At 33.5% G+C, this 23,973-nt stretch carries 8 protein-coding genes; all 8 read right to left on the reverse strand.

The annotated features are described in order from the left end of the window. Positions 1–4: 4 nt before the first annotated feature. The 8 genes from RHP49_16305 to RHP49_16340 all read right to left on the reverse strand — a co-directional run bounded on the left by RHP49_16305 (position 5) and on the right by RHP49_16340 (position 23,971). Positions 5–982, reverse strand: coding sequence for a type IX secretion system membrane protein PorP/SprF (locus RHP49_16305; protein WNH12437.1), 978 nt, complete (start codon positions 980–982; stop codon positions 5–7). A 40-nt stretch (positions 983–1,022) separates the two neighbouring features. After that, positions 1,023–14,828 (reverse strand): T9SS type B sorting domain-containing protein, encoded by a 13,806-nt coding sequence (locus RHP49_16310; GenBank protein ID WNH12438.1) that lies wholly within the window; start codon positions 14,826–14,828, stop codon positions 1,023–1,025. 325 nt (positions 14,829–15,153) lie between these two features. Next, complete coding sequence (locus tag RHP49_16315) at positions 15,154–18,054, reverse strand: PorP/SprF family type IX secretion system membrane protein (protein WNH12439.1); 2,901 nt, start codon at positions 18,052–18,054, stop codon at positions 15,154–15,156. Position 18,055: 1 nt separating this feature from the next. Next, positions 18,056–19,495 (reverse strand): gliding motility-associated C-terminal domain-containing protein, encoded by a 1,440-nt coding sequence (locus tag RHP49_16320; protein ID WNH12440.1) that lies wholly within the window; start codon positions 19,493–19,495, stop codon positions 18,056–18,058. A 67-nt stretch (positions 19,496–19,562) separates the two neighbouring features. Next, the gene (locus RHP49_16325) at positions 19,563–20,897 is read right to left on the reverse strand and encodes a hypothetical protein (protein ID WNH12441.1); all 1,335 of its coding nucleotides are present in this window, start codon (positions 20,895–20,897) and stop codon (positions 19,563–19,565) included. A 207-nt stretch (positions 20,898–21,104) separates the two neighbouring features. Next, positions 21,105–21,548 (reverse strand): hypothetical protein, encoded by a 444-nt coding sequence (locus RHP49_16330; protein ID WNH12442.1) that lies wholly within the window; start codon positions 21,546–21,548, stop codon positions 21,105–21,107. A 224-nt stretch (positions 21,549–21,772) separates the two neighbouring features. Then, positions 21,773–22,168: a cation transporter gene (locus RHP49_16335; GenBank protein WNH12443.1), complete on the reverse strand. Its 396-nt coding sequence runs from the start codon at positions 22,166–22,168 to the stop codon at positions 21,773–21,775. Positions 22,169–22,195: 27 nt separating this feature from the next. Further along, positions 22,196–23,971 (reverse strand): efflux RND transporter periplasmic adaptor subunit, encoded by a 1,776-nt coding sequence (locus RHP49_16340; protein ID WNH12444.1) that lies wholly within the window; start codon positions 23,969–23,971, stop codon positions 22,196–22,198. Between the last annotated feature and the right edge of the window lie 2 nt (positions 23,972–23,973).

The following is a 23,973-nucleotide window of genomic DNA, read 5'->3' on the forward strand; positions in this document are numbered from 1 at the left end:
TCAATTATTTGTGTACAGCACTTTGTGCACATGGACAATCGCTAATACCTTGTAAAAAGTTTAATCCTATAGTCACAACATGAGTACCAGAATTATAAGCTGACAACTCATTAGTTGTTATTTGGTAGGCATAACCAAAATAGAAAATATTCTTCTGAAACCCTACCATTGGTCCTATATTTAAAGGTTTCAACAATTGATCGTTAAGAAAACGATACGATATTCCAGCCCAAACATAATCTTCATTTCTATTAAATTTACGTACTTTAAAATTTAAATCGGTACTAGAACGCTTATCACTAGCAAACATTTGGTAATATACCGAAGGCTCAAACTCTAAACCACTTTTTTTAGGTCCGTTAATGGTTAAACCTGAATATATTTGATAATTTAAAAGTAAGTTAGGTTCTGAAACTCTAATAGCCTCATCAAAATCTTTTTCTAAAAGATTATTGACATTAAAACTTAAAAAGAATCCTTTATTTCTATACAATACACCCACATCAAAATTGTTATTTGAAGTTCTTCTATCGTCTGTAACAAAAGGATCTAAAATTGGATTTTCATAAGTTGTATTAAAATTATTAATATCTATTCTGAAATTATTAATGTTATAAGAAATACCAAAAGACAAATATTGTTTAGAATAATAATCTAAAACAAGATGATGGGCAAAAGAAAATTTAAAACCTGTTTGAATGGTATTACCATTTCTATCATTATACATTGAAAATCCTACTCCTGAGCGATTTGAAATTCTAAAATCGCCATAAAGTGATTGATTATCTGGAGCTCCTTTAATACCTACCCATTGTGTAAGTCCGTTAGCTCTAATTTTTAAATTATCTCCAATACCTGCATAAGTTGGAGATACTACAAAATTATTATCTGCCAAATACTGAGTAAAAACTGGCAAATTCAACTCTTGTCCATAGCTATTAGCTATAAAAAAGAAAAGTAGATATATAATTGATTTCCGCATTTGTTTATTTTTATCTAATGGTTAACACCATTAATTTTCTTTATCTGTAAAGCGTAAAATGCCCTACAAACTCACGATCATCTTTTGTATCGTTTAGTTTAACAACATACCAATAATCTCCAGAAGGAAGCTCTGCTCCATTATATCTTCCATCCCATGTTTCTCCAACTCGTAAAGTAGCAATTTTACGACCATATCTATCAAAAATACTAAACTTTAAATCTTTGTATTGATTGGTACATCCTGGTCCCCATTCATCTAAATTTCCATCATTATTAGGTGTGAAATAATTTGGAATACATACATCTATATATTCATAATACTTTGTGGCAGTTGCAACACAACCAAAACGATCTGTTACAGTAACTGTATAATCACCAGATTCATAAATAATAAATGTGCTTTCGCTACCATAAGGTTCTCCATTCAATGTGTATTCATAATCACCAGATCCACCTGTAGCTACTGCTATAATCTGATTTAATTCTCCATCTTCTAATACCAACGCTAAAGGATCATATTGTGAAATATCAAAAAACTCTGTACGCTTAATACAACCATTTGTATGACTTACATCGATATAATGATTTAATCCTGGTGGTACATTTGTAAATATATTACTCGCTTGGTAGGCACCTCCATCTAAAGAATAACTAAAAGCTGAAAGATCTGTATTGCTTTCATCAACACTAACCGTTACCGTGTTAGTTGATAAATTATTTGTACAACCATATTCTATATCAAGTATAGGGTTAATTAGCACAGATTCTGGGAACGTAATATTCCATTCAGATTCACAGCCAAGTGCATCACTTACATAAACAACATGATCGCCTCCAGATAAATTTGGAAAATCAAACTGTGTTTGGGTTAATGTTCCTGTTGTATAAACACCACTAATATCATCTAAGGCCACATTATAAGGCAATTCACCACCTGAAATTTCAATACTAAATGATCCATTATTGTCACCATTACACAATTCTGGAATTATTGAATTTGGTACAATAGTAAGCGATACAGGTATAGGATCGTTAACTTCAAAATCAAAAAGAACATAACAACCTAATTCATCTTGTGCTAATGCTTGATAATTTCCTGATGCAAGATTTTCAAAAATTGGAGAGTCAAAAAATTGATTCAACTGTGGTGAAATGGCATATTTTATAATACCTGTTCCTCCTGTTGCGATAATTTCTAACAACCCATTATTTGCTCCCGAACATGTTACATCTGTAACTGTAAAATCAACATTTAATGGTAAATCAGGTTCTGTAATTGAAATCATTGAAGATGTTGTTAAACAATCTCCACTATCCACTTTTACTTGATACGTTCCTATTAGAAGCTCAGTAAAAACTCCAGGACTATCCTGTGTAGCAGTAGGAATATCATTTCCTCCTGCATCTTGAAGTGTATAAATATAATTACCTAAACCACCTTGGGCAGTTGCCACAATAACACCTGTAGCATCTCCAGCACAATTAATTGTCGCGTTGGTGATATCTAAATCTACTATTAATTCAGGTAGCTCTTCGATAACAATATCATTTGAAACTACAGACGTACAACCATTTGCATCTCTTACATAGTATGAGAATGTTCCCGGACTTACAGGGAATGTTACATCTGTTGTAAATGTATCTGGACTGCTAAATGATGCATCGCTACTATACTCATAAATTCCTGTTCCCCCTGTGGCACTTAAGGTCAAAGTCGTTTCTGTTGTTAAACAGGTTTGTGATGTTGCTTTTACTAAACTAGCAATTATTTGCTCTGGTTCTGCAATAGTAACATCGGCAGTTGTAAAGGCACAATTATAACCATCAGTTACTGTTACATTATAAGTCCCTGCTCCTAACCCACTAAATACTGGAGAAGTTTGAGGACCTGATGCGTTTACTGTTGGTGCAGTCATATTAAGGGTATAAGTATAATTACTTTCTTGACCACCTGTTACATTACTAACAGTAATGGTTGCGCTTTTATCTCCAAAACAAGACAATAAAGTAGTATCTGGTATTATCGTTGCATTGATTGGTAATGGATCTGTTAATACCACATTAACAGAAGCCTCACAACCTTGACTATCTCTTACCGTTACTGTATAATTACCAGCAGATAAGCCTGTAAAATTATATGCTGTTCCAAATGGTATTGTTTCAGTTCCGTTTAATTCTAATTGATACTCATAACCACCTGGCCATCCACCAGTAGCACTCGCTGAAATCGTTCCGTCAGCTCCAATACAAGTAATATCAGTGTGTGAGGTTTGAATTTCTAATGGTGCGTTTGGTGCTGTAATGGTCACATTCGTTGTCACTGTACAGAAAGGCGCATTCGTTAACGTCGCATTGATTATATAGGTTCCTGATACTAATCCACTAATGGTTACGGGACCTGAATCTGCTGAAGTTCCTGTGTTTACTGAAGCTCCCGAAGCATCTAACACTTCGTAAGCAAACGGACCAGCTTCATCCGTTGGTGTTGGTAGACGATCAACTAAGGTAAACGTTACACTACCGTTATTATCACTAAAACAGGTCACATCGGTAATGCTTTCAACATCTAATTCAAATGTATTTGGTTCAGAAACATAATGCACAGTTTGCAGACTACAACCTGTATCTGTATTTTCAACAGTAATAATATAGTTACCTACAGTTAAACTTGTAAAGCTTCCCGTATTATTCGTTTGGTTGTAAGACACATCAACACCTTCTATTGTAAATTGAAGTGTTGCAGCACCCGTAGCTGAGGCAGACACCGTAATATCTTCATTATTAACACATGAAATAGCTGTATCAATAGTAATATTAATTTCCTCTAATTCAACATAAGGAGTGATAACCGCTGTATTCGTTCCTAAACATCCATTTTCATCATATACGTTGATGGTATAATTTCCTCCTAGGAAATCTGCTTCATTATACACATTATTAGCACCCGATTGAACAATTGTTCCGCTTCTAATAAATTCGTAAATCACATAATTATTAGAACCACCTGTAACACCTGAAACTGTTATTGAAGCAAAGTTTGCTGCGTTAGTATCTGGTGTACATGTATAATCTACAACTGTTGGAGTTGGTACCACGATAACATTTGGCTCACCAACAGTTACATCTTCCTGAGCAACACAATTTCTACCTGAAGTTACTCGAACAATATATGTATTAGGTGCTAAACCAGTAAATACATTTGATGTTTGTGGAGCAACAGCTATCGGTGCAATAATCTCATAGGTATAAATAGGATTATCGTTAGTCGCTGGTAAATTCACTGTAATGGTTCCATCTGAACTTCCGTTACAACTCACATCGGTAGGTGTTGTTGTAAAAGTTACTGGTGTTGCTTCGTCTAACGTAATAGCTGCCGTATTGTTACAACCAGTATCAATATCTGTGATTGTAACCGTATATGTTCCAGAAGGAATTCCTGAAATTACATTTCCTGATATAGATCCTACATTCGGACTAATAGCATAGCTATAATTTCCAGAACCTCCAGTTCCATTGACTGTAATAACACCATCATCATCTGTACAACTTGGTAAGGTAGTTATTGCTGCATTTAAGTTTAAAGCAGGATAGATAGTTATAGGCGTTGCCATATCGGTGGTACACCCGTTACCATCTTTTACGGTTACTGTATAGGTTCCTGGTGTAGACACCGTAAAGGTTGGACTGGTTTGGAATCCTCCTCCAATAGAATAACTAAATGGCCCTACTCCTGTTGCACCTGAAACCGTAAATGTAAACGGATCTCCATTTAAATTACATTGATTATCTGTAATACCTAGAACCGTTACTGTTGGTAGTGCATCTGTATCAATAGTTATATTAATATCATCTGTACAACCATTCGCATCTCGTACCCAAGCTACCCAAGTTGTACTTATTGCTGGATCTAAAACAGCTGAATTACTATTTGAATAATCAGAATCAACTGCTGCCCCAGATACAATAAATGCATATTGATACGGTGATGTGCCTCCTGTAGCTTCAACCGTTACTTGAGCCCCAAAATTACAATTTGCATTAAAATTGGCAGCTTCAATAAGTGTTAATAGAGTTGGTTCACTAACGGTTACCGTAAATGTATCTGTACATCCTGTGGTTTCGTCGGTTACCTCTATAGTTTGATTCCCAACTGATAGCCCTGTTAAATTAATGGTTGTATCTGTTTGATTGGTAACAGGTCCAACACCATTAATAGTATAGCTATAAGTGGAACCAAAATTTGAAACTGTGAAATCTACTGAGCCATTTGCTTCTGCGTTACAATTAACATCACTAACCAATAAGCCTGACACTGTAATATTGGTAACAGAATCTATGGTATATGATTCTGTATAATAGCAGCCATTCGCATCAGTAACAGTAAACACATAGGTATCTGGTGCTAAACCTGTAAATATACCATTTGAAGCTCCCGTAGTATTTCCTGTCGCACTTACAGGTGAAATTATTTCATACGTTAATGCGCCAACACCATCTATTGCTGTTAATGTTACATCACTTGTTACAGCTAAACATGTTACTGGTGTAGAAACAAAAGTCAAATCTGTTGGAGCACTTAAAGGTTCGATATCGGCAGTTGCTGGAGTATCAACAATACATCCATTCACATCTTTAACCCATGCTGTAACTGTTCCTGGATTATAAGTTACATACGTATTTGTTGACGTATAATTAACACCATCGAAACTATAAGTATATGGTGCTGTCCCTCCGGTTGCTGTAACAGTAACTTCAGCCGGTGCTGTTACATTTCCTGTACCACAGCTTAAGGTTGTAGTCACTTGTGCATCCGCTACAACTAAATCTGGATCATCAACTGGTACTGCAACTGGAAGAGACTCACAATTTTTACTATCCCTTACTTGAATAGTATAAATCCCCTCAGCTAAACCATCAAATACATTTGACGTTTGCCAAGCGTCCCAATTTGTACCGCCATCATCACTTTTTCTATATTCATAAGGCGCAATACCGTCGGTAGCAGTTACAATAATACTACCATCTGCTCCATCGTTACAAGTCACATCGAATACTTGAGTTGTGAATGTTGGTGTGATGTTCGGTGTTACTGTAATGACATTAGATTCTGCTTGACAACCTTGATCGTCCGTTACTCTAAAAATATAGCTTCCTGCTTCATTCAGTCCTGTAAATACACCTGATGTCGCACCAGAAATATTTCCAGTTGCCGAAACCGGAGCTAATATTTCATAACTATATGTTCCAGAACCTCCTGTTACCGATAAGTTTATAATAGCATCGGCATCACAAGTTAAATCTGTATCTAAAAAGGCATCTAATAATAACGGCGGATGAACAATTAAAATTTCTGTATCAATACACCCATTATCATCTTTAATATTGAAAGTATACGTACCTGCTGCTGAAATTGTGAAATCTCCACTCGATTGATAAGCACCACCATTAACGTTATATGTGCGGTTTCCGTTGAAGGTTGTACCTCCTACTGTTGCTGTAAACGCATCCCCATCAAAACAATGTGAACTTGGACCTACTATTATTGGTTCTGCGTCTTTAATAATTTGAACATCTTCTTCGCTAGCAATACAACCGTAGGCATCACGAACATAAACATCATATAATCCTTCTGCTCTTTCAAATATATTAGTAGAAACCCAATTTGCATCATTTAAAGAACCTCCAGCAACCACAACCTGATATTGATATGGCGCAGTACCGAAACTTCCAGTAGCTCTTAAAACACCTAACTCATTACAATTTTCGTTTTTAAGAACTTGGGCGTCCAATTCTAATGCAACCGACGACTCTTTAATTTCAAAAATTTCTGAAGCTGATTCACACCCATCAAAAGAACCTGTACCATTTTCAATAAAAACAATATAATATTGTCCTACAGTTAAAGAACCAGGTATAGGTACTGTAACCGTTTCTGATGTTCCTGGGGTTACGGGTACATTTGCACTTGCTATAACCGAAACATTGCTATATGCCCTAAAAATTTCATAGTCCACAGAAGTTGTTAAACTATCAAAATTATTAATTGTAAATGTTACACTTCCGTCATTTTCTCCTATACAAGAAATATTATTAGGAGTTACTACAGATGTTAATGGTGAAGCTGATAATATAGGTGTATCTGCTGCTTTAACAAAATAACATCCAGTAGTCTTATCGTGAACTACAAAAGTGTATACTACGCCTGGTGTTAAATTGGTAAATGTTCTAATGTTTCCGTCTAAATCATCTGGATCGTACCATGTATTTGTATAAGGAATTGTGTTAAATTCCAAAATACCAAATTCATATTCGGAACCAGTTACCGAAGACAAAGCTTCAACAGTTGCAGTACCTCCATTTGTACAATCTGAAGAAACAGTCGTCACGTCAATCTCTAAATCTTCTGGAGGTGAAGCAATTATTATTTGTTTTTCTAAACTACAGCCATTAACATCAACTACATTAATTGTATAAATACCATAGTTTATAATTTCAAAGGTATAATTTTCTCTTGCTAATGCCGAATAAGGATTTCCTGTAATAACATCTCCAAAATTATTAGTAATATAATATGTTAATGGAAGAGTTCCTCCTGACACATTCTGTACTGTAATTTCCCCTAAACTTGTTCCATTACTGGGATCACAAGTAATATCTAATTTCGCCAAAGCAAAATCAATTACTTCTGGTTCTTCAATTTCAATCTGACCTGGTAAAGAAGTACAACCTTTGCTATCTCTTACCACATAATCATAAGTCCCCCCAACAACTCCAGTAAACATATTAGAATCCTGGAATGTTACACCTCCATCAATACTGTACGTAAACGGCGACTCACCAGCTGTAGCGGTTAACTGAATAAACCCTTGAAGATCGCCATTACAATTCGGGTCTCCATGTGTTTCAGTTGCCGTTACTATTACTGGCTCTGTAACTGTAACTACACCTGTTTGTTTTGTACACCCATTAGCATCGGTAATTTCAAATTGATAGGTATCTGCATCAGACGTATTATAAGTAAATGACGTTCCTGCAAATGCTATTGAAGCGCCATAAGCTCCTGCTCCTATTTTAACTCTATAAGTATAAGGTGCATTTCCTCCAGAAACCGTTACATCGATGGCTGCATCAGTTGGTATGGAACATGTTAAATCCTTTGTTAAAACAGCATTAGCTGTAATGGGTGCAAACACGTCTGTAGTTGTAGCACTCGTTGCAGTACAACCATTTCCATCTCTTATAGTAATCGTATAACTACCTGCTGCATTTACTGTAAAGGTTGGACTTGTTTGATATGATGCCCCACTATTTATACTATATGAAAGTGGTGCAACTCCAGATCCGTCAACAGTAAATGTAAAGCCTGAACTTACATCACATTGATTATTTACTATTACATTGTTTATTGTTGGATCGGCATCTTTAATAATAGTGACGGTAGTTATTGCAGGACAGTCGTTAGCATCTTTCACATATACATCCCAAACTAAATCTGATGCACTATTGGTATCTACAGTTATTACATTACTACTATTATAATCAAGTGCCGTTGGTGCTGATGAACCCGTTACAACAGCTGCATATTTATAATTAGGTGTTCCTCCTGTAGCTGTAACTGTAATTTGAGATTCAAAATTATTACAGTGTACATTTGTTGCTGTAGCTTTTGCGCTCACTGCAGCTGTCGGCTCATTGATAGTTACACTTTCTATAGCTGTACAACCTGTGTCGGTATCTGTAACAGTAACGCTATACGTTCCTGCAGTTAAATCTGATAAATTAATTACAGACCCCGTAACAGTATCCGTACCACCCGTTACTGTATACGTAAAATTCGTAGCATTAAATACTTCAAATTGTGCTGCTCCGTCATTTCCACCAAAACATAACACATCACTTAATTTAGTTGCTGTTAAAGCTATTTCAATAACAGGTTCTATAGTAAATGATTCATCATAATAACAATCGTTTTCATCAGTAACTCTGAATACATAAGTATCTGGAGCTAATCCTGGGAAAACATTTGATGTTTGCGGCCCAACAACAACTGGTGAAATAATTTCATAATTTAAAGTTCCTACTCCATTTGTAGCTGTTACTGTTACAGTAGAAGTTGTATCGATACAAGTTATTGGTGTAGCTGAAAAAGATAAATCTGTTGGTGGATCTAACTGTAATATAGTTAAAGAACCACCATTAGTACAACCATTAGCATCTTGTACAGAATATGTAATAACTTGGTCTGTACCATTATCATTTACTGTTAATGTATTATTTGAGCTATAACCAAATCCGTTGAAACTGTACAAATACGGAGCTGTTCCTGTTGTTGGAACAGCAATTGTTACGACCGCTGATTCTTTTGTATTGGTAGCACTACAACTAAACGCTGTTGCATCTGCCGTAACAACTAAAGCTGTTGGTTCGGTTATTGTTACGGTATCGCTGAAAATACATGCGTTGGCGTCTTGTACTTCATAAGTATAAGTACCTTCTCCTAACCCTGTGTATAATGATGTTGAAGAGAATCCTAATCCGTTGAAGTTATAAGTATATGGACCAACGCCATCGGCTGGAAAAATTTGTACTGAACCATCGCTACTTCCATAACATAAGGCATTTACAACTGTAGTTATAGCTGTTGGATTTTCAATAGGATTTACTGTAATTACATTTGATAAAGCTGTACATCCATTAGCATCAGTCACTTGAAATTGGTAAGATCCATCGACACCTGTAGTCAATGTGAAAGTATTTCCAGACAGATTAACGGTTCCTGAACCTTGAACTAGAGTTACCGAGTATGGCGCATACCCATATGAAATGGTTCCTGAGATTTCTGCATTTGGTGATACTGTACAATCTAATTCTTTCGTTAAAGTTGCAGAAATATTAACCTGATCGGCAATTGTTTCTGCCAGTAAAGTCACATCACAACCGTAAGCGTCTCTTACCGTAAACACGTAACTACCAGGTGTTAAATTACTGAAAACTGGACTTGATTGGAATGCACTTCCATTAACACTATATTCATAAGGTGTTTGTCCTCCTGATGCTGAAACTTCTAAAGTAGCTCCGTTAGCTGCATCGTAACAATAATCGGCATTAACAATAGATGCCGTTGGAGCTGTTGGTGCCGTTAAACTTATTGTCGTTGTAGCGGTACATCCGTTAGCATCAGTTGCTCTAATAGTATAATCTCCCACCGCTACATTGGTTAAAATACCATTAGCAGGGAATGTATTTACTACTGTTAAAGACGCATCTAATAATTCATACGTAAACGCTGGTGTTCCTCCTGTAGCTGTTGCGGTAACCGTAGAACCATCAAGACAGGTTACTGGTGTTGTTGTTGCTGATACACTTAATAGTGATGGCGCTATAATTTCAGCTTGTAATGTCGCATCACAAATTCCATCTGAACTATCATCGTAACGTACTATAATATTATAAGTTCCCTCTCCTAACCCTGTAATGACATAAGGAGACGTTGTTGTCGTGTTCCAGGTTGTACCGCCATCAATAGAATATTGGTATCCGTTAGTAGTATCGAAATTCTGAGCTGCAATGGTAATGCTTCCATCAGCAGCACTCGCACAGGTTACATTACTTGTCGATACAAGATCAGCTGAAAACGCCTGCCCTGGTTCAATAATAAATGGAAAATCAACCTGCTCAATACATGTTCTAGGTAATTGGTAAACCTCAATATCATCTACTGCAAAATCAATTCCATTTACTTGTGCTATTTCTAACCTTAAAACAAAATCCAAAGTCGTATTGTTTCCTGGGTCAATCGTTTTATTGTACTCTATCCAACCATTGGTTTTTGTTATACCTCCAGTAGATTCTGAAGATAAAGCAACCCCATTACTATCCTGTAACTCTACAGTAAGTGAAGCATCAGGTTGTGTATTCCCTACTCTTAGTAAATTAGTAGCAAAAAAGCGTACTTGAATAGGTTGGTTTGGAATAATATCATTAATCTGTTTTCTATAAACTACAGCATTGTTTGGTATGGCATATCCGGCATCAACGGCCAAAAACCTACCAGGAATACTACCAGAGGTGTGGTCTATCGGACTCCACCAACCAACATAAGGATTATTTCTAAGTTCATTGGTAACAGTATATTCTCCATTACCAAAAAGCCTGTTGCCATTACATTTTGTTGCTTCTACCTGTCTTTCAAAACAAAAATTAGAATTTACTCCGGGTGATGTCACATCGTCTCCATAACCAAAATCCTCAAATAACAAATTACTATAAGTTGGTACGGTTTCCAATTTATAAGTAACACTTATGGTATGGTTACCTTCTGGGACATCTAAAAATGTTGTAGGATCAGTTGTGTTTGTGTTTTCTACTCCATCTAATAGATAAGCATAGGTATAAGTTTCAGTTTCTGAATTTGTTACAGTTACCGTTGCATTGGCTGTACCATCACAATTATAATCAGGATCTGAAACATCTATAGTTGGCGCAACTGGTTCAGGCTCTAATACAATGCCAGGCATAGCATAGATACACCCGTTGGCATCTTTTATATATAATGTGTAAGTTCCTGAAACTACGTATGCTTCATTAGTTGTAATCCAAGTGGCTTGATTATCAAAGCTATATTCATATGGTGGCGTACCTCCTTGTGGATTAGTAATTCGCACTTTTCCTTCGCCGTTAGGACCACACCCAGCTAATTCCGATACACCAGCCGAAGCTGTTAAAGCTGTATCAGGTTGTGTTATAGTGATTTCTTCCACAGCACTAAAACACTCTGTACCATCTAATGAATATTTAATACTTACTGAATAAGTTCCTGCACCAAGATTTGAAAATGTTGAATTAGGTCCATAGTTAGCACCATTATCTATACTATATTCAATAGTATACCCATTAGCATTGGTTACATTAAACTGTATCTCTCCTGTATTATCTCCATAACATAATATATCTGTAGAGCTCATTGTATAAACTGGCTCTGGAATGCTTTCTATATATTGGGTTGTTGTTGCACTACAGTTATTGGAGTCGACAACCAAAATGGTATAATCTCCAGTGGTAGGTGCTAGTATTATAGGAGTATCTTGAAAATCTGTGGAACCATTTACATAATATAAATAAGGTGGTGTGCCTCCAACAGGATATACGGTTATTTCACCATCAGTACAGGTTATTGGTTTTGTAACTGCAGAGGTAGCTGTTAATACTGGAGGATTAATGATTTCAATATCATTAGTAAATGTACAACCATCATCTGTTGATACCGTATAAGTATAAATTCCTGAATTAAGATTAGAAAACGTATAATCACTTTCTAAAATTGGCCCAACACTATTGATTAATATTCCTCCCTGAGAAATGCTATAGTAATATTGTGGAAGCCCATCATTTACTGCTAATTTTATGCTTCCCTTATCCCCATTACAATTTGGTTGGGTAACAAATTCTGAAACACTAACGTCTCTTTGTCTAACATAAATACTAGGTGTTTCAAAAATACATGGATTAGAATCTACTTCTATTTGTCTAATATATACAGTATAATAATTAGGTGTGTTTATAGAAAATACATTAGACAATTGATATGGTCCCGTAGGATCTAAACTATACTCATAACCACTAGGAACACCTCCAACAGTTATTTCACCTGGCGTTGTACAATTAATGTCTTTAGCTGTAATAGTAGGAATTAATAAGTTTTTATAAACATTAAAATAGAAAATACTAAAACATCCACCAGGATAATTTATAACAATTCTGAACTGTCCAGAAGTATCGGCTAAGTAATTAGCCCCTGTAGCTACTTGATTCCATGTACATGCTGTATTTTCATTAGCACAATCATCAACAGTCAATTCGTCGCAACTGGTTTCATCCAGCTTTTCCCAAATAATAGATACTGCATCACTAATACCCGTAGTAATAGAACGTGAGGTATTGCCACCACATAAAAATATATATGGTAATACTTTACCATCATTAGGACATATTGGTAATAAATCTGCAAACGGGATAACCGGGTTTGTAATTGTATTACCATAAGGAATAACATTTATCACTTCATCTATGGATATACAGTTAGATGAAGTAACATCATTTACATAATATGTACCTGTACCTGTTGCAGTATATGTTTGACCTGTGCCTATTACCGGTGTTCCTGTTGGGCTTGTAGACCAAGAGTAACTATCATAACCAGCAGCAGCTGTTAATACCACACTAGAGCCACAGAGTACTTCATCTCTTTCGAAACTACAATTTGAAATGTCTACCAAAAAATTAGTGGATCCTGGTATACCTAAACATTCTGTTGTTGCAAAACTCCCTTCATCCTGTATTACAATAGGATTTATGACACCTCTATAAGTTGCAAAAGCTTGATTCTGAATTTCGTTAGAACAAGCTTGACTTAGGTCGTAACAATTAGGAACCACTTGAACCGCTAATCGTATTTTAAACGCAGGATCGTTAACTTCTACCGAACCATCTGGAATATTAAAAATAAGTGTTCTGGTAACAGGATCGTACGATTGTAATGTGGCACCTCCTGCATTCGTTAAATCTATATCGGTATTAGGATCAAAAACAATATTATCGGGAAGTACATCCTTTATGGTAAATTGTGTAACATTATCGTTACCAACACTTTCATAGGTGATTTCATAAAATAGGTTTTGCCCTAAGGTTACATCGGCTCCATCAATATCGTTTCCAGAAGTATCTAATACGACCTTGGTAAGATCAATATCTGGCGAAATAACATCAACAGCAAAAGCACTAAAAAATGCATAAATAGGATCTGCCTGTCCTTGTGCCACTTGTAACCTAAAATCGGCTGATGTAACATCGTTGTTTATATATTCTGGATTGGCATTTAAAACCTCTAAAAACCCTGTATCATAACCTAAAGTATTATTCCCTTCTGGGTTACGAGCAGTGGATACCCCATCAGTATTTTCTATTACAGAATTAAAAAAGTTATTTGCAGGTCCTCTTAAAGTTGTAGTCACCTCTTTACCATTAACTTCTAATTTATTTGCCTTTTGAGTTTTATCGCCATCTAAAGCACCATAAGCAAATTGCAAATCTATTTCACCAGAAAGAGGCGTTCTAAATCCTGTAACCGGAATCGTTTCCTGATGTCCTTTATAAAGGTGACTAAATCCATCAAAAAGTGTAAACGATTTAGTATGTAATTCAGGATCTTCGTAAATAACAATTAAAGACCACCCTGCGCTTAATCCTGTTGAATTATTAGTTCCTTCACTTGAAACTAAATTTGCTAAAGTATAAGTTCCTTCTATATCACCAAGACTAGATATAATATCCGTAACATTGGCGAAACAAGCATAAGGGGTATTTGCTGGCTCATTATTAAACGCTGTAATTGGATTTACAATAGCATCATAAATTACCTCACCAGATATATCTGTATACGTTGTACTACTTGGTAGTTTTAACTTAACATTCGTTATACTGGATCTATCATCACCACTTTTAAGCATTGCACTCCAGTATAAACCAGCAAAAGCCACTCGATAGCAAGTTGTTTCAGTACCATCTAAATGATTGGACAACAATAAATCTGCACTACTCGAACTGAACGTTGAAGTATCACCATCGATATCAATATATTGCATATTAAAATCCTCATTATTAGCTTTATCATCATTAAAATCTTCGTTGTCTTTCCCTAAAATATTGTTCCCTATTACAAGCATACTACCCCTAACTTCTATATTTTCCCTTACAGAAAAAGGCTTATAGGTTTGTGCAAAAGATTGCAAAGACAATAAAAGTAACAAAACAACAAGTCCATTGTTTACATAAGTAGTTTTTTTCATAGTGACTATATTTTAGTACTTCTCTTATACTTTGATAAATAAAAAAGAATATTACGCTTTATTTAATTGCTTAAAACTTTAAAAAATAGGCTTAATACTACAAACTAAGTATTTCGTCGTTTTTTTAAAGTTTTTAAACGGGATAAATATCGGTAATTTTTTTGTAACGATGAAAAAAGTAACTATAATTTATGCGTTTTATCGATAAAATTACTTGTTTAACAAGTAATTACCCAATATTTATAATATTATACTTACAAGTAATTAATTTAAGACATTTATAATGTTATGAGGTAAGTCTTAATTATAAAGAAGAAATTAGAATTTAATTTTCAATTTTAACCAAAGACATTTTACTATTATATGGTTTATTTTCTTTTGAGTCTATTGCTTTTTTAGCGGCATCTATGTAATCAAACTTATCATAATAAATATAATATTTACTTGTATTTACATCATAAAAGAAATTAATATTGCTCTGTCCAGCAGCCACTGCTTTTCTTAAAAATTCATCTCTTTTAGATGTGTCACTATGAACTGCAATTACTAAATAATAACCACTATCTTCATTACTAACAGCTTTTACAATTTTAATATTATTATTCAATTCTTCTCCAAAATCAAAATCTGATTCACCTAAAGGTACAGAACTTAATGGTGTGTATTTCTTTATTTGATTTAAAGTCGCTTTGTCTTTTTTATATCGATCTTCTTCATTGTCATAAGCAGCACGTTTTATTCTTCGTTTTCTTTCTATTTCGGTGGCTACTTTAACAGCATTTAATGTCTCCAGTAAACTTGCTCTTGTTTGAGTTAATTTAGATTGATTTGACTTTAATTCTTGTATCTTATTTTGATAAATCACATTTGTCACTTCTGTTTTATCGTTAACAATTTTTAATCTTTCATTATATAAGCTTTCTAATTCTGATATTTTAAGATCTTGAGATTTAATTAAAATATTAAGATCTTCTTTTAATACTTCTAAAGCTCTATTCTCTGCAGAAACACTTTTAAATGGTTTTGGTTTACTAACAATACCCTGTTCGCTTAAATCATTTTCTTCTTTTAAATCATCTAAATCTTGTTGCTTACTAGCTAACGTCTCTCTTAATTTAATCAATAAATCTTGTTGTTCAATTTTAGATTGCTCTGTTAACTCAATTAAACCTTTTATAGCTAAAGATTCTCTATCTTTTGCAACCTTAACTAGTAGACCCTCTAATTCTAATGTGTCCGCTTTTTGTTCAGCTATTTCTTTACGTCTGCTTTCTTCTTCAAGTCTTAATTTAAGCTGTTCTTCGGCTAATTTCTGTTTCGCCAATTGTTGCTTTTTTTCTTCTTCTAGTCGAGATTGCTCTTCTAGTTTTAATTTCATTTCCGCTTCTTCTTTAGCTAATTTTCTCTGAGCAATTTCTTCTGCTAATTTAATTCTAGCAGCCTCCTCTTCTTTTGCTTTTGCCTCTGCAGCTAATCGTTGTCTGTTCGCTTCTTTAAGTCGAGCTTGTTCTTCTTCTTTTAGTTTTGCTTCTGCTGCGGCTTGCTCTAATTTTCTTTTAGCTATTTCTTTTGCTTTAGCTTGTTCTAATGCTAATTTAATTCTAGCAGCCTCCTCTGCTTTTGCTTTTGCCTCTGCAGCTAATCGTTGTCTGTTTTCTTCTTTAATTCGAGCTTGTTCTTCTTCTTTAAGTTTTGCTTCTGCTACTGCTTGCTCTAATTTTCTTTTAGCTATTTCTTTTGCTTTAGCTTGCTCTGATGCTAATTTAATTCTAGCAGCCTCCTCTGCTTTTGCTTTTGCCTCTTCAGCCAATCGTTGTCTGTTTTCCTCTTTAAGTCGAGCTTGTTCTTCTTCTTTAAGTTTTGTTTCTGCTGCTTCTTGTTCTAATTTTCTTTTAGTTACCTCTTCTGCTTGAGTCTGTTTTTCTAATGCTAATTTAGCTCTAGCTGCTTCTTCGGATTTTAGCTTAGTTTCGGCTTCTAGTTGTTTTTTATTCTCTGCTTCAATTCTTGTTTGTTCCTCTAATTTTAATTTTGTTTGAGTTTCTTCAGAACTTTTAGCTATAGATTTCACATCATTTACTGCCTTAATTTTAGCTTCCCTTTTAGCTTTTGCTTCTGCAACTAATTTAGCTCTAGCTTCTAATTTTGCTTTTAATTTTTCTGCTGCATCAACCTTAGCTTGCTCTTTAGCTTCTGCTATTGCAGCTCTATCCACCCTTTCTTCGGTTGAAGGCTTTGATTTTGCAAATACACGTCTTGATTTTTTAGTTGAATTAAAAACGGCTTGCTCATCATCATCACCACTATAATCATATCTAAATACATTTTTAAATTTATAAGCTAGGGTAACTTCATGAGAATTTCCATAGGCTGATAAATCCCCTATAGCCTTTTCATAGTTATACTCTAATGAAATCTGATTCGTAATATTTAAACCTATTCCTGCAGAAACACCATAAAGTGTGTTATATCCTGCTTGAGCCCATATGCCTTTAGGAACTGTAAGCATCATAATTCCAGAAATAACCGTTTTTTCTTTTTTGAATTCTGACCTTACTAACCCAGAAAATTTACTTTCATCAAAAAAACCACGACTATTTAAATAACCTGTATACATAATATGACCTTGTATACTTTGTTCAGGATTATCTTCAATGATTTTAGAAGTTTGTAGATTATAAGAAACAAGATTGTTAATAGATACTCCAAAATCTATAAAACCAGTACCATAATTTATACCAGGATTTACAGTAAACATAGTATTTGATGGAATATTATTTAATGAAGAATCATCAAAATTAGTTATTACTTTGCCCGTATTTAATCCGCTTTTATAAACCCCTAAGTTCATACCAAACGTTAAATTACTATCTCTACCTAAAACAGCATTATAAGCAAAGTTTAATACACCTCCAAAAGTAGTTAGTACCCCGTAATTTTGCTGAAAAACAGATACTCCAGCTCCGATATTTTCTCTAAACCGACCTGCATAACTAAATAAATAGGTTTGAGGAGCATTATCAAACTGAACCCATTGCCTTTTATTGGTAAAACTTATATATTTATTTTGTTCTCTAACAAAACTAAAAGTAGGATTGATAGCATATCTATTAAACTTTAAAGAATTTCTAACGGGTAACTCAAACGCAACAACTCCCCCTTCTTGAGCATGAAATTGTTGCACAAAACAGAAAAATAAAATGATATGTAATAAATATTTTTTCATTTTATTTAACAACCGTTATAGAGCCTTTTCTTTTTTGATTGTTCTCTGTTGTAATTATATAATAGTAAACAGGGTTTATTGCTTTAAAATCTAACTGATTTATTGGCCAGTTATTTTGATAATCATTTGTTTTAAGAACAACATCTCCTTGGGCACTTATTATTATAACTTCAGTATTTGTGCCGCTAACATACTCTTGAGGTATTACCCAAGTATCGTTAACACCATCACCATTCGGACTTATTAAATTAGGAATGTTTGCAACACTTGGAAACGGTGTACTTACTATAAATAGAAATTCATTAGATGCCGAACAACCAGAAGTTTGACTAATAACAACTTTATAATTTCCTGCTTGTGTGGCTTCATAACTATTATTGGAAGCGCCAGATATAGCAACATCATTTAAATACCATATAAATTCAGGATTAACCGCTGATGTGGTTACTGTAGCAATTAAAGTTTCATTTTCTTCTATTGTATTAATATCTAAAACATCAATACTACTTGTAAACCCTGTATTCTCTAAATTAATAGAAGCACTGGTATTACAATCTCCTAAGTCAATATCTACCGAATATTCGCCAGCTTCATTGGTTTGGTACATTTGATTAGTTGCACCAGATATAGCTTCACCATCTTTATACCACTGATAACTATTCGCATTTATAGTACTTAAAGTTGTTGCGCCTTGACTTAAACAATATGGGTTGCCTAAGCTTGAATTAATTGAAGATGTCCCTCCAGTAGTAGATTCACTTATTGTTACTCGATTAGAATATGAATTTGATGTACAAGTTCCGTAATTTGTTTGTGCGAAATAAGTTCCCGGCTCATTAACCGTTAAAGTAGACCCCGAGGCTACAAAAACTGATGTTGTTTGACTTGTTTCTTTAAACCAATTAAAAGTAAGTGACGGATATTGTAAGGGTGAATTGTTTGAATCACTTCCAGGATTATCTATTGTCAACAAATAACTACCGCCAGAACAATACGCACCTGTAGAAATTAAATTATTAATTGTAAAAGGTTCATCTTGAATTTTATAATAGGCGGCAAACGAAATAGAGCCAGTACTACTAGCTACAGGATCTGTACTCTTTATTCTAAGTTTATAACTTTCACCTGCAATACTGGTTGGTAATGAAAACGTTAAATTAACTGGTGATGTTGTAATACTTCCTTGATTTGAAGTATAAATAGTTGTAGCATTTGAAAAACTACCTGCATCATCTGAAAGTTCAAGAATAAATTGATTTGTTGCTCCTAACGAAGCTTCAGGAGAAAAAGTAAACGATACATTATAGGTGTTAAAAGAAGGACTCGCACAAGCTTGAGTAAAACCTATACTTGGTGTACTAATAACTATTTGTGCTTCAGCAGTTTGAAATAAACATAAAAATACAAAAACCGATAAATTAATAATAGCTGAATTCTTCATTAGATATTAATTTTATTCATAAATAATAATACCTTGAGAGTTTTATTATCTTGGGTAGCAACCCCTTTTAATCATCAATTCCTAAATCTTCAGAAGCATAATGATCTTTAGATGCTATTATTTTATTAATTCGTAATCTAAAATCTGGTCTTTTGCTATTATTTATATCAATAAATGTTTCAGAATTATCACTTTTAGAATAAACATTATAGAAAGCACTATTACCATACCAGTTTTCTAAATCTTCATTATTTGAATTGTTTTCAATAAAAATATTTCCATTACAATTGTTAAAATACATATTAGCAAATTTGATTTTTTCCAAATTATCTTGATTAATCTGAATTTCATCTTCAAATAAAACTGCTGGATTAAACCCAGAAATAACACTTTTATCCATATCAAGAGATGCATTTTCTCCTATAAAAATAGCTTCCTTAACTAAGCCCATGTTAATATCAGACTTTAAATTATCACTATCATTCAATAATGTTAAATTTTTGGCAACAACTTCAGTTCCATTTTTTGTAAAATCTACCTGCTCTTTTTTATCGAAAGACAAAACCTGAATACATCTAGAACCCTCATTACTTGAAATATATGGAGATCTAATTGCTAATGAGTTATTTAATTTACATTTTGCACCAAAATTAAATTTAAAATCGTTACTGTTTGATTTATATGAAACAACTTTATTTAAACAAACATCACCACCCAAAATTTCGAATGAATCTCCAGCTGAATGACTTATCATTATGTTTTCGAAAACAGTTTCGCTACCCACACTAGCTAATAACAATCCATTAAAATACCCAGCTGCTTTTATTCTTTTACCCGCATATTCTATTCTTACATATCGTAATACTCCAGAGTTACTTTGATAATTATCTCCACCATAATTTGTGTTTGCATAAGCATCATGGGCTAATTGCGAATAAAAAGCTGACACAGACCCATTACCAAATTTATTGGTTGGCGCATCACCTAATAAAATTAATCCACCCCAGTCTCCTGCTCTTTTAACACTTCTGCTTGAAGTAAAAACAATCGGATCTGTTTCTAGACCATCAGCTATTATTGTAGCGCCTTTAGAAATAGTTAAAGATGCTTTCGAGTCATAATCACCTATTATAATAGTTCCTGGCTCAATTGTTAATGTCGCATTATTAGTTACAAAAACATCACCTAATAACAAATAGATATCTCTTTTAGATAGTGTTAAATCTTCGGTTATATTGCCTGCTAAAATTTGTGTTGGCTCACCATAATCATTCTGACTTGGTTTAAATTCAGTCCAATTGTATAACCAATTATTGGTACCAATTATTCCTTTTTCTTGTTGAGCAAAGATATTTCCTATTACTAAAAGAAATATTACTAGTGTTTGAATAAAATTTTTCATAAATAAATATTTATCATTAAGCAGATTTGGGCATCTATAATATCAATCAAAAATACAAAAAAACCCATGAAATACCAATTTTTTCGACAAAATACATAAAAACAATTAATTATTTTACAAATAATAGCCGATGAAATACATTGACTTATAAAAAAAGACGATATATTATACATGGTCTCTTTTTAAATAATTTATAAAAACTAATTATTAGTGAAATTCGCTATATTCATGTAAAGACTTCATGGTTTCTTCATAAAAAAGAATTGCTGAAATTAAATTATCGGTATCAGAATATGGCAAAATTCTTCTTTGAAATTCTCCGGTCGATTTTAAGAAATCATCAGTAGCTTCAAATTGATCATCTAATGATTTTCTATTATCACTATCATTGGGAATTCCTAAAGTAGTCATTGTAACACCTGGTTTCGTAGCAAAAGCAATATACGGTAATAACTTTACAAGACTTTCTATACGCTCTACATATAAAACAAGTAACTCCCCTTTTTGCATACGCTCAAGTTCTTCTTTATTATGATATTTTTTTATTGCTACAGCAGTAATTATACTTTTAGCTTCTTTCTTTTTTTGAGCAAAACCTATACCTGCTATCAAAAAAAAGCTAAAACTAAGTAACACAATTTTAATTTTCATATCTTAGATTTAAGGGTTTAAAACACAAATTTATGCAATTAATCGTTAAAAACAATCTTTTTGTCGATTTTTTTGTGTTTTTTTATTTTTAATAGAATATGGTCGAGAATTTCTTTAATTAAGTATATCTAATAAAAAATATTTCCCAACCCTATTCGCTTTGCCTTAGCCTAATACGTTGTAAAATTCCCTTTTAGGCTTTGCCTGAATATTGCAATAAATAATTATTGATTCATAATCATTTCATGATCGTATTGACAACATCCTGGTAAATTTTGATAGGCCTCGTCACTACCAAGAACTTTATCTGTGTCATAACCCGATGTAGCAATTGCTTTATGTATTGCCAGTTCATTAGTTTTAGAATCATCAAAAATGACATCTATTTTCTTTTTCTCAACATCCCAATTAGCACTAGATACGCCAGCTATATTATTTACTGCTTTTTCTATGGTGTTTTTACACATACCACAATTACCTCTAACGCCAAATGAAATATCGGACATAGCCATTTCTTTAGATACGTCTGTTGTTATCTTATTTTCTTGTTTGGTTTCGTTTTTACAACTTGTTAAACTCGTAGCTATTACTATAGCTATACTTAAAACTACTTTTTTCATTATTTAAAATTTAATTATTATTTATTATTATTCTATTACTTGTTTTACTTCTCCACAGGTAAGCATTTCATTACCAAAATAAGGATTGATTACTTTTTCTTCTTTACTTAACCAATATGCACCTTTATTATTATCTGCCATAGGGCAAAACTCTACAAAGACTTTTTCGTTAACTCCAAATAATTGAAGCGTATTTATTAATTGTGACGATAGATTCTTAAAATGAGCTCTTTGTACAGTAATATCTGATGTTTTTGAAATGGAATTTACTGATGTATTTATCCCATTTTCTAATGACATCCAATGATTATGAGCTTCTTTATTTGTTAATAGTTTCATATCAATTTTAGTCAAATCACCTAATAATATTTTTGATGCTTTTACTGCGTTTCTTGAATCATCTTTTACCAAAGCATCTCTTAATTTAATATAATCATTAAAAACTACTTGTAATTGATTTTGAAAATCATTTGACACTTTGATTCTTTTGTTTATTAAGGAATGATTTTTATTCTTTAATAAACCAGTCATCTCCATTCCAAGATGTCCTTCGTGACCAGTCATCACTTTGTCCGCATTTTTATTCATCATCGATTTTTTGCCTTGTAATTGAGCTACAGCATCAACTGTAAACGTTCCATTGGTTACAATTTCATCATCTTTATTTAATAAACCAGATAATACCTCATAACTATCCCCAATTTTATTCCCCAATGTAATTTCACGCATTTCAAAAACGGGTTGACTTGGATTTGCTTTTATATAAACAATTGAACGCTCTCCTGTCCATAAAACTGCAGTTGCTGGAATACTCAAGAGTTCATTTTTATTTACAATAATTCCTTTTACTTTACCTTCAACAAACATACCTGGTTTAAGTTCATCATTTTCATTATTAAGTACAACTCTTAATTTAACAGTTCTTGTTTTAGTATCTAGAACAGGATCTATAAAATCGACTTTTCCTTTAAACTCTTTATTAGCATATGCATGGGTTGTAACAATAATTTCTTCTCCTTTTTTAAACAAATCAATTTGATTTTCATAAACATCAAAATTAGCCCAAACAGTATTTAAGTTAGCAATTTTAAGCAACGGTTGCCCTTGTTTAATATAATTACCTTCTGCTACTAATTTTTCTAAAACTGTACCTGAAACGGTTGCATACATAGGGAGATTTTCTTTTACTTTCCCTGTTTCTTCAATTTGATTTATCTGACTTTCAGTCAATTTCCATAGCTTTAATTTATTACGCACTGATTTATATAATTCAGGTTGTGATGTTTTTAAAGAAAATGCCGTTAAGAGTTCTTGCTGAGCTGTATACAATTCTGGAGAATAAATAGTTGCTATCAATTGCCCTTTACGTACTTCTTCACCTGTAAAACTAACATTCAATCGTTCTATTCGTCCAGAAAAATAACTGACTTGAACCGAATTAGTCTCTTCATTTTCTATAATTTTTCCAGACAATTTGATAAAACTATTTTCTGTTTCAGCATTTCCAATAATAGACGTTTGTATGTTCGCTAATGCCATAGCGTTTTCTGTAAGTTTGAATTGATCTGCCAATAAACCTTCAGAATTACTTGTTGCAGGAATTAAATCCATTCCACAAATAGGACAATCGCCTGGTTCTGGTTGCATAATTTGTGGATGCATTGAACAAGTCCACATTTGATTACTTTCTGCTACTGCATCGTGGTTATGCTCTGATTTCGTATTTGATGAGCCACCAAAAAGTAACCAACCTAAAAGCAAACCAATTGCTAGAATTACTATATATTTTATATATTTTTTCATTT

This window comes from Flavobacteriaceae bacterium HL-DH10, from assembly GCA_031826515.1.
Classification (GTDB): Bacteria; Bacteroidota; Bacteroidia; order Flavobacteriales; family Flavobacteriaceae; genus Thalassobellus; species Thalassobellus suaedae.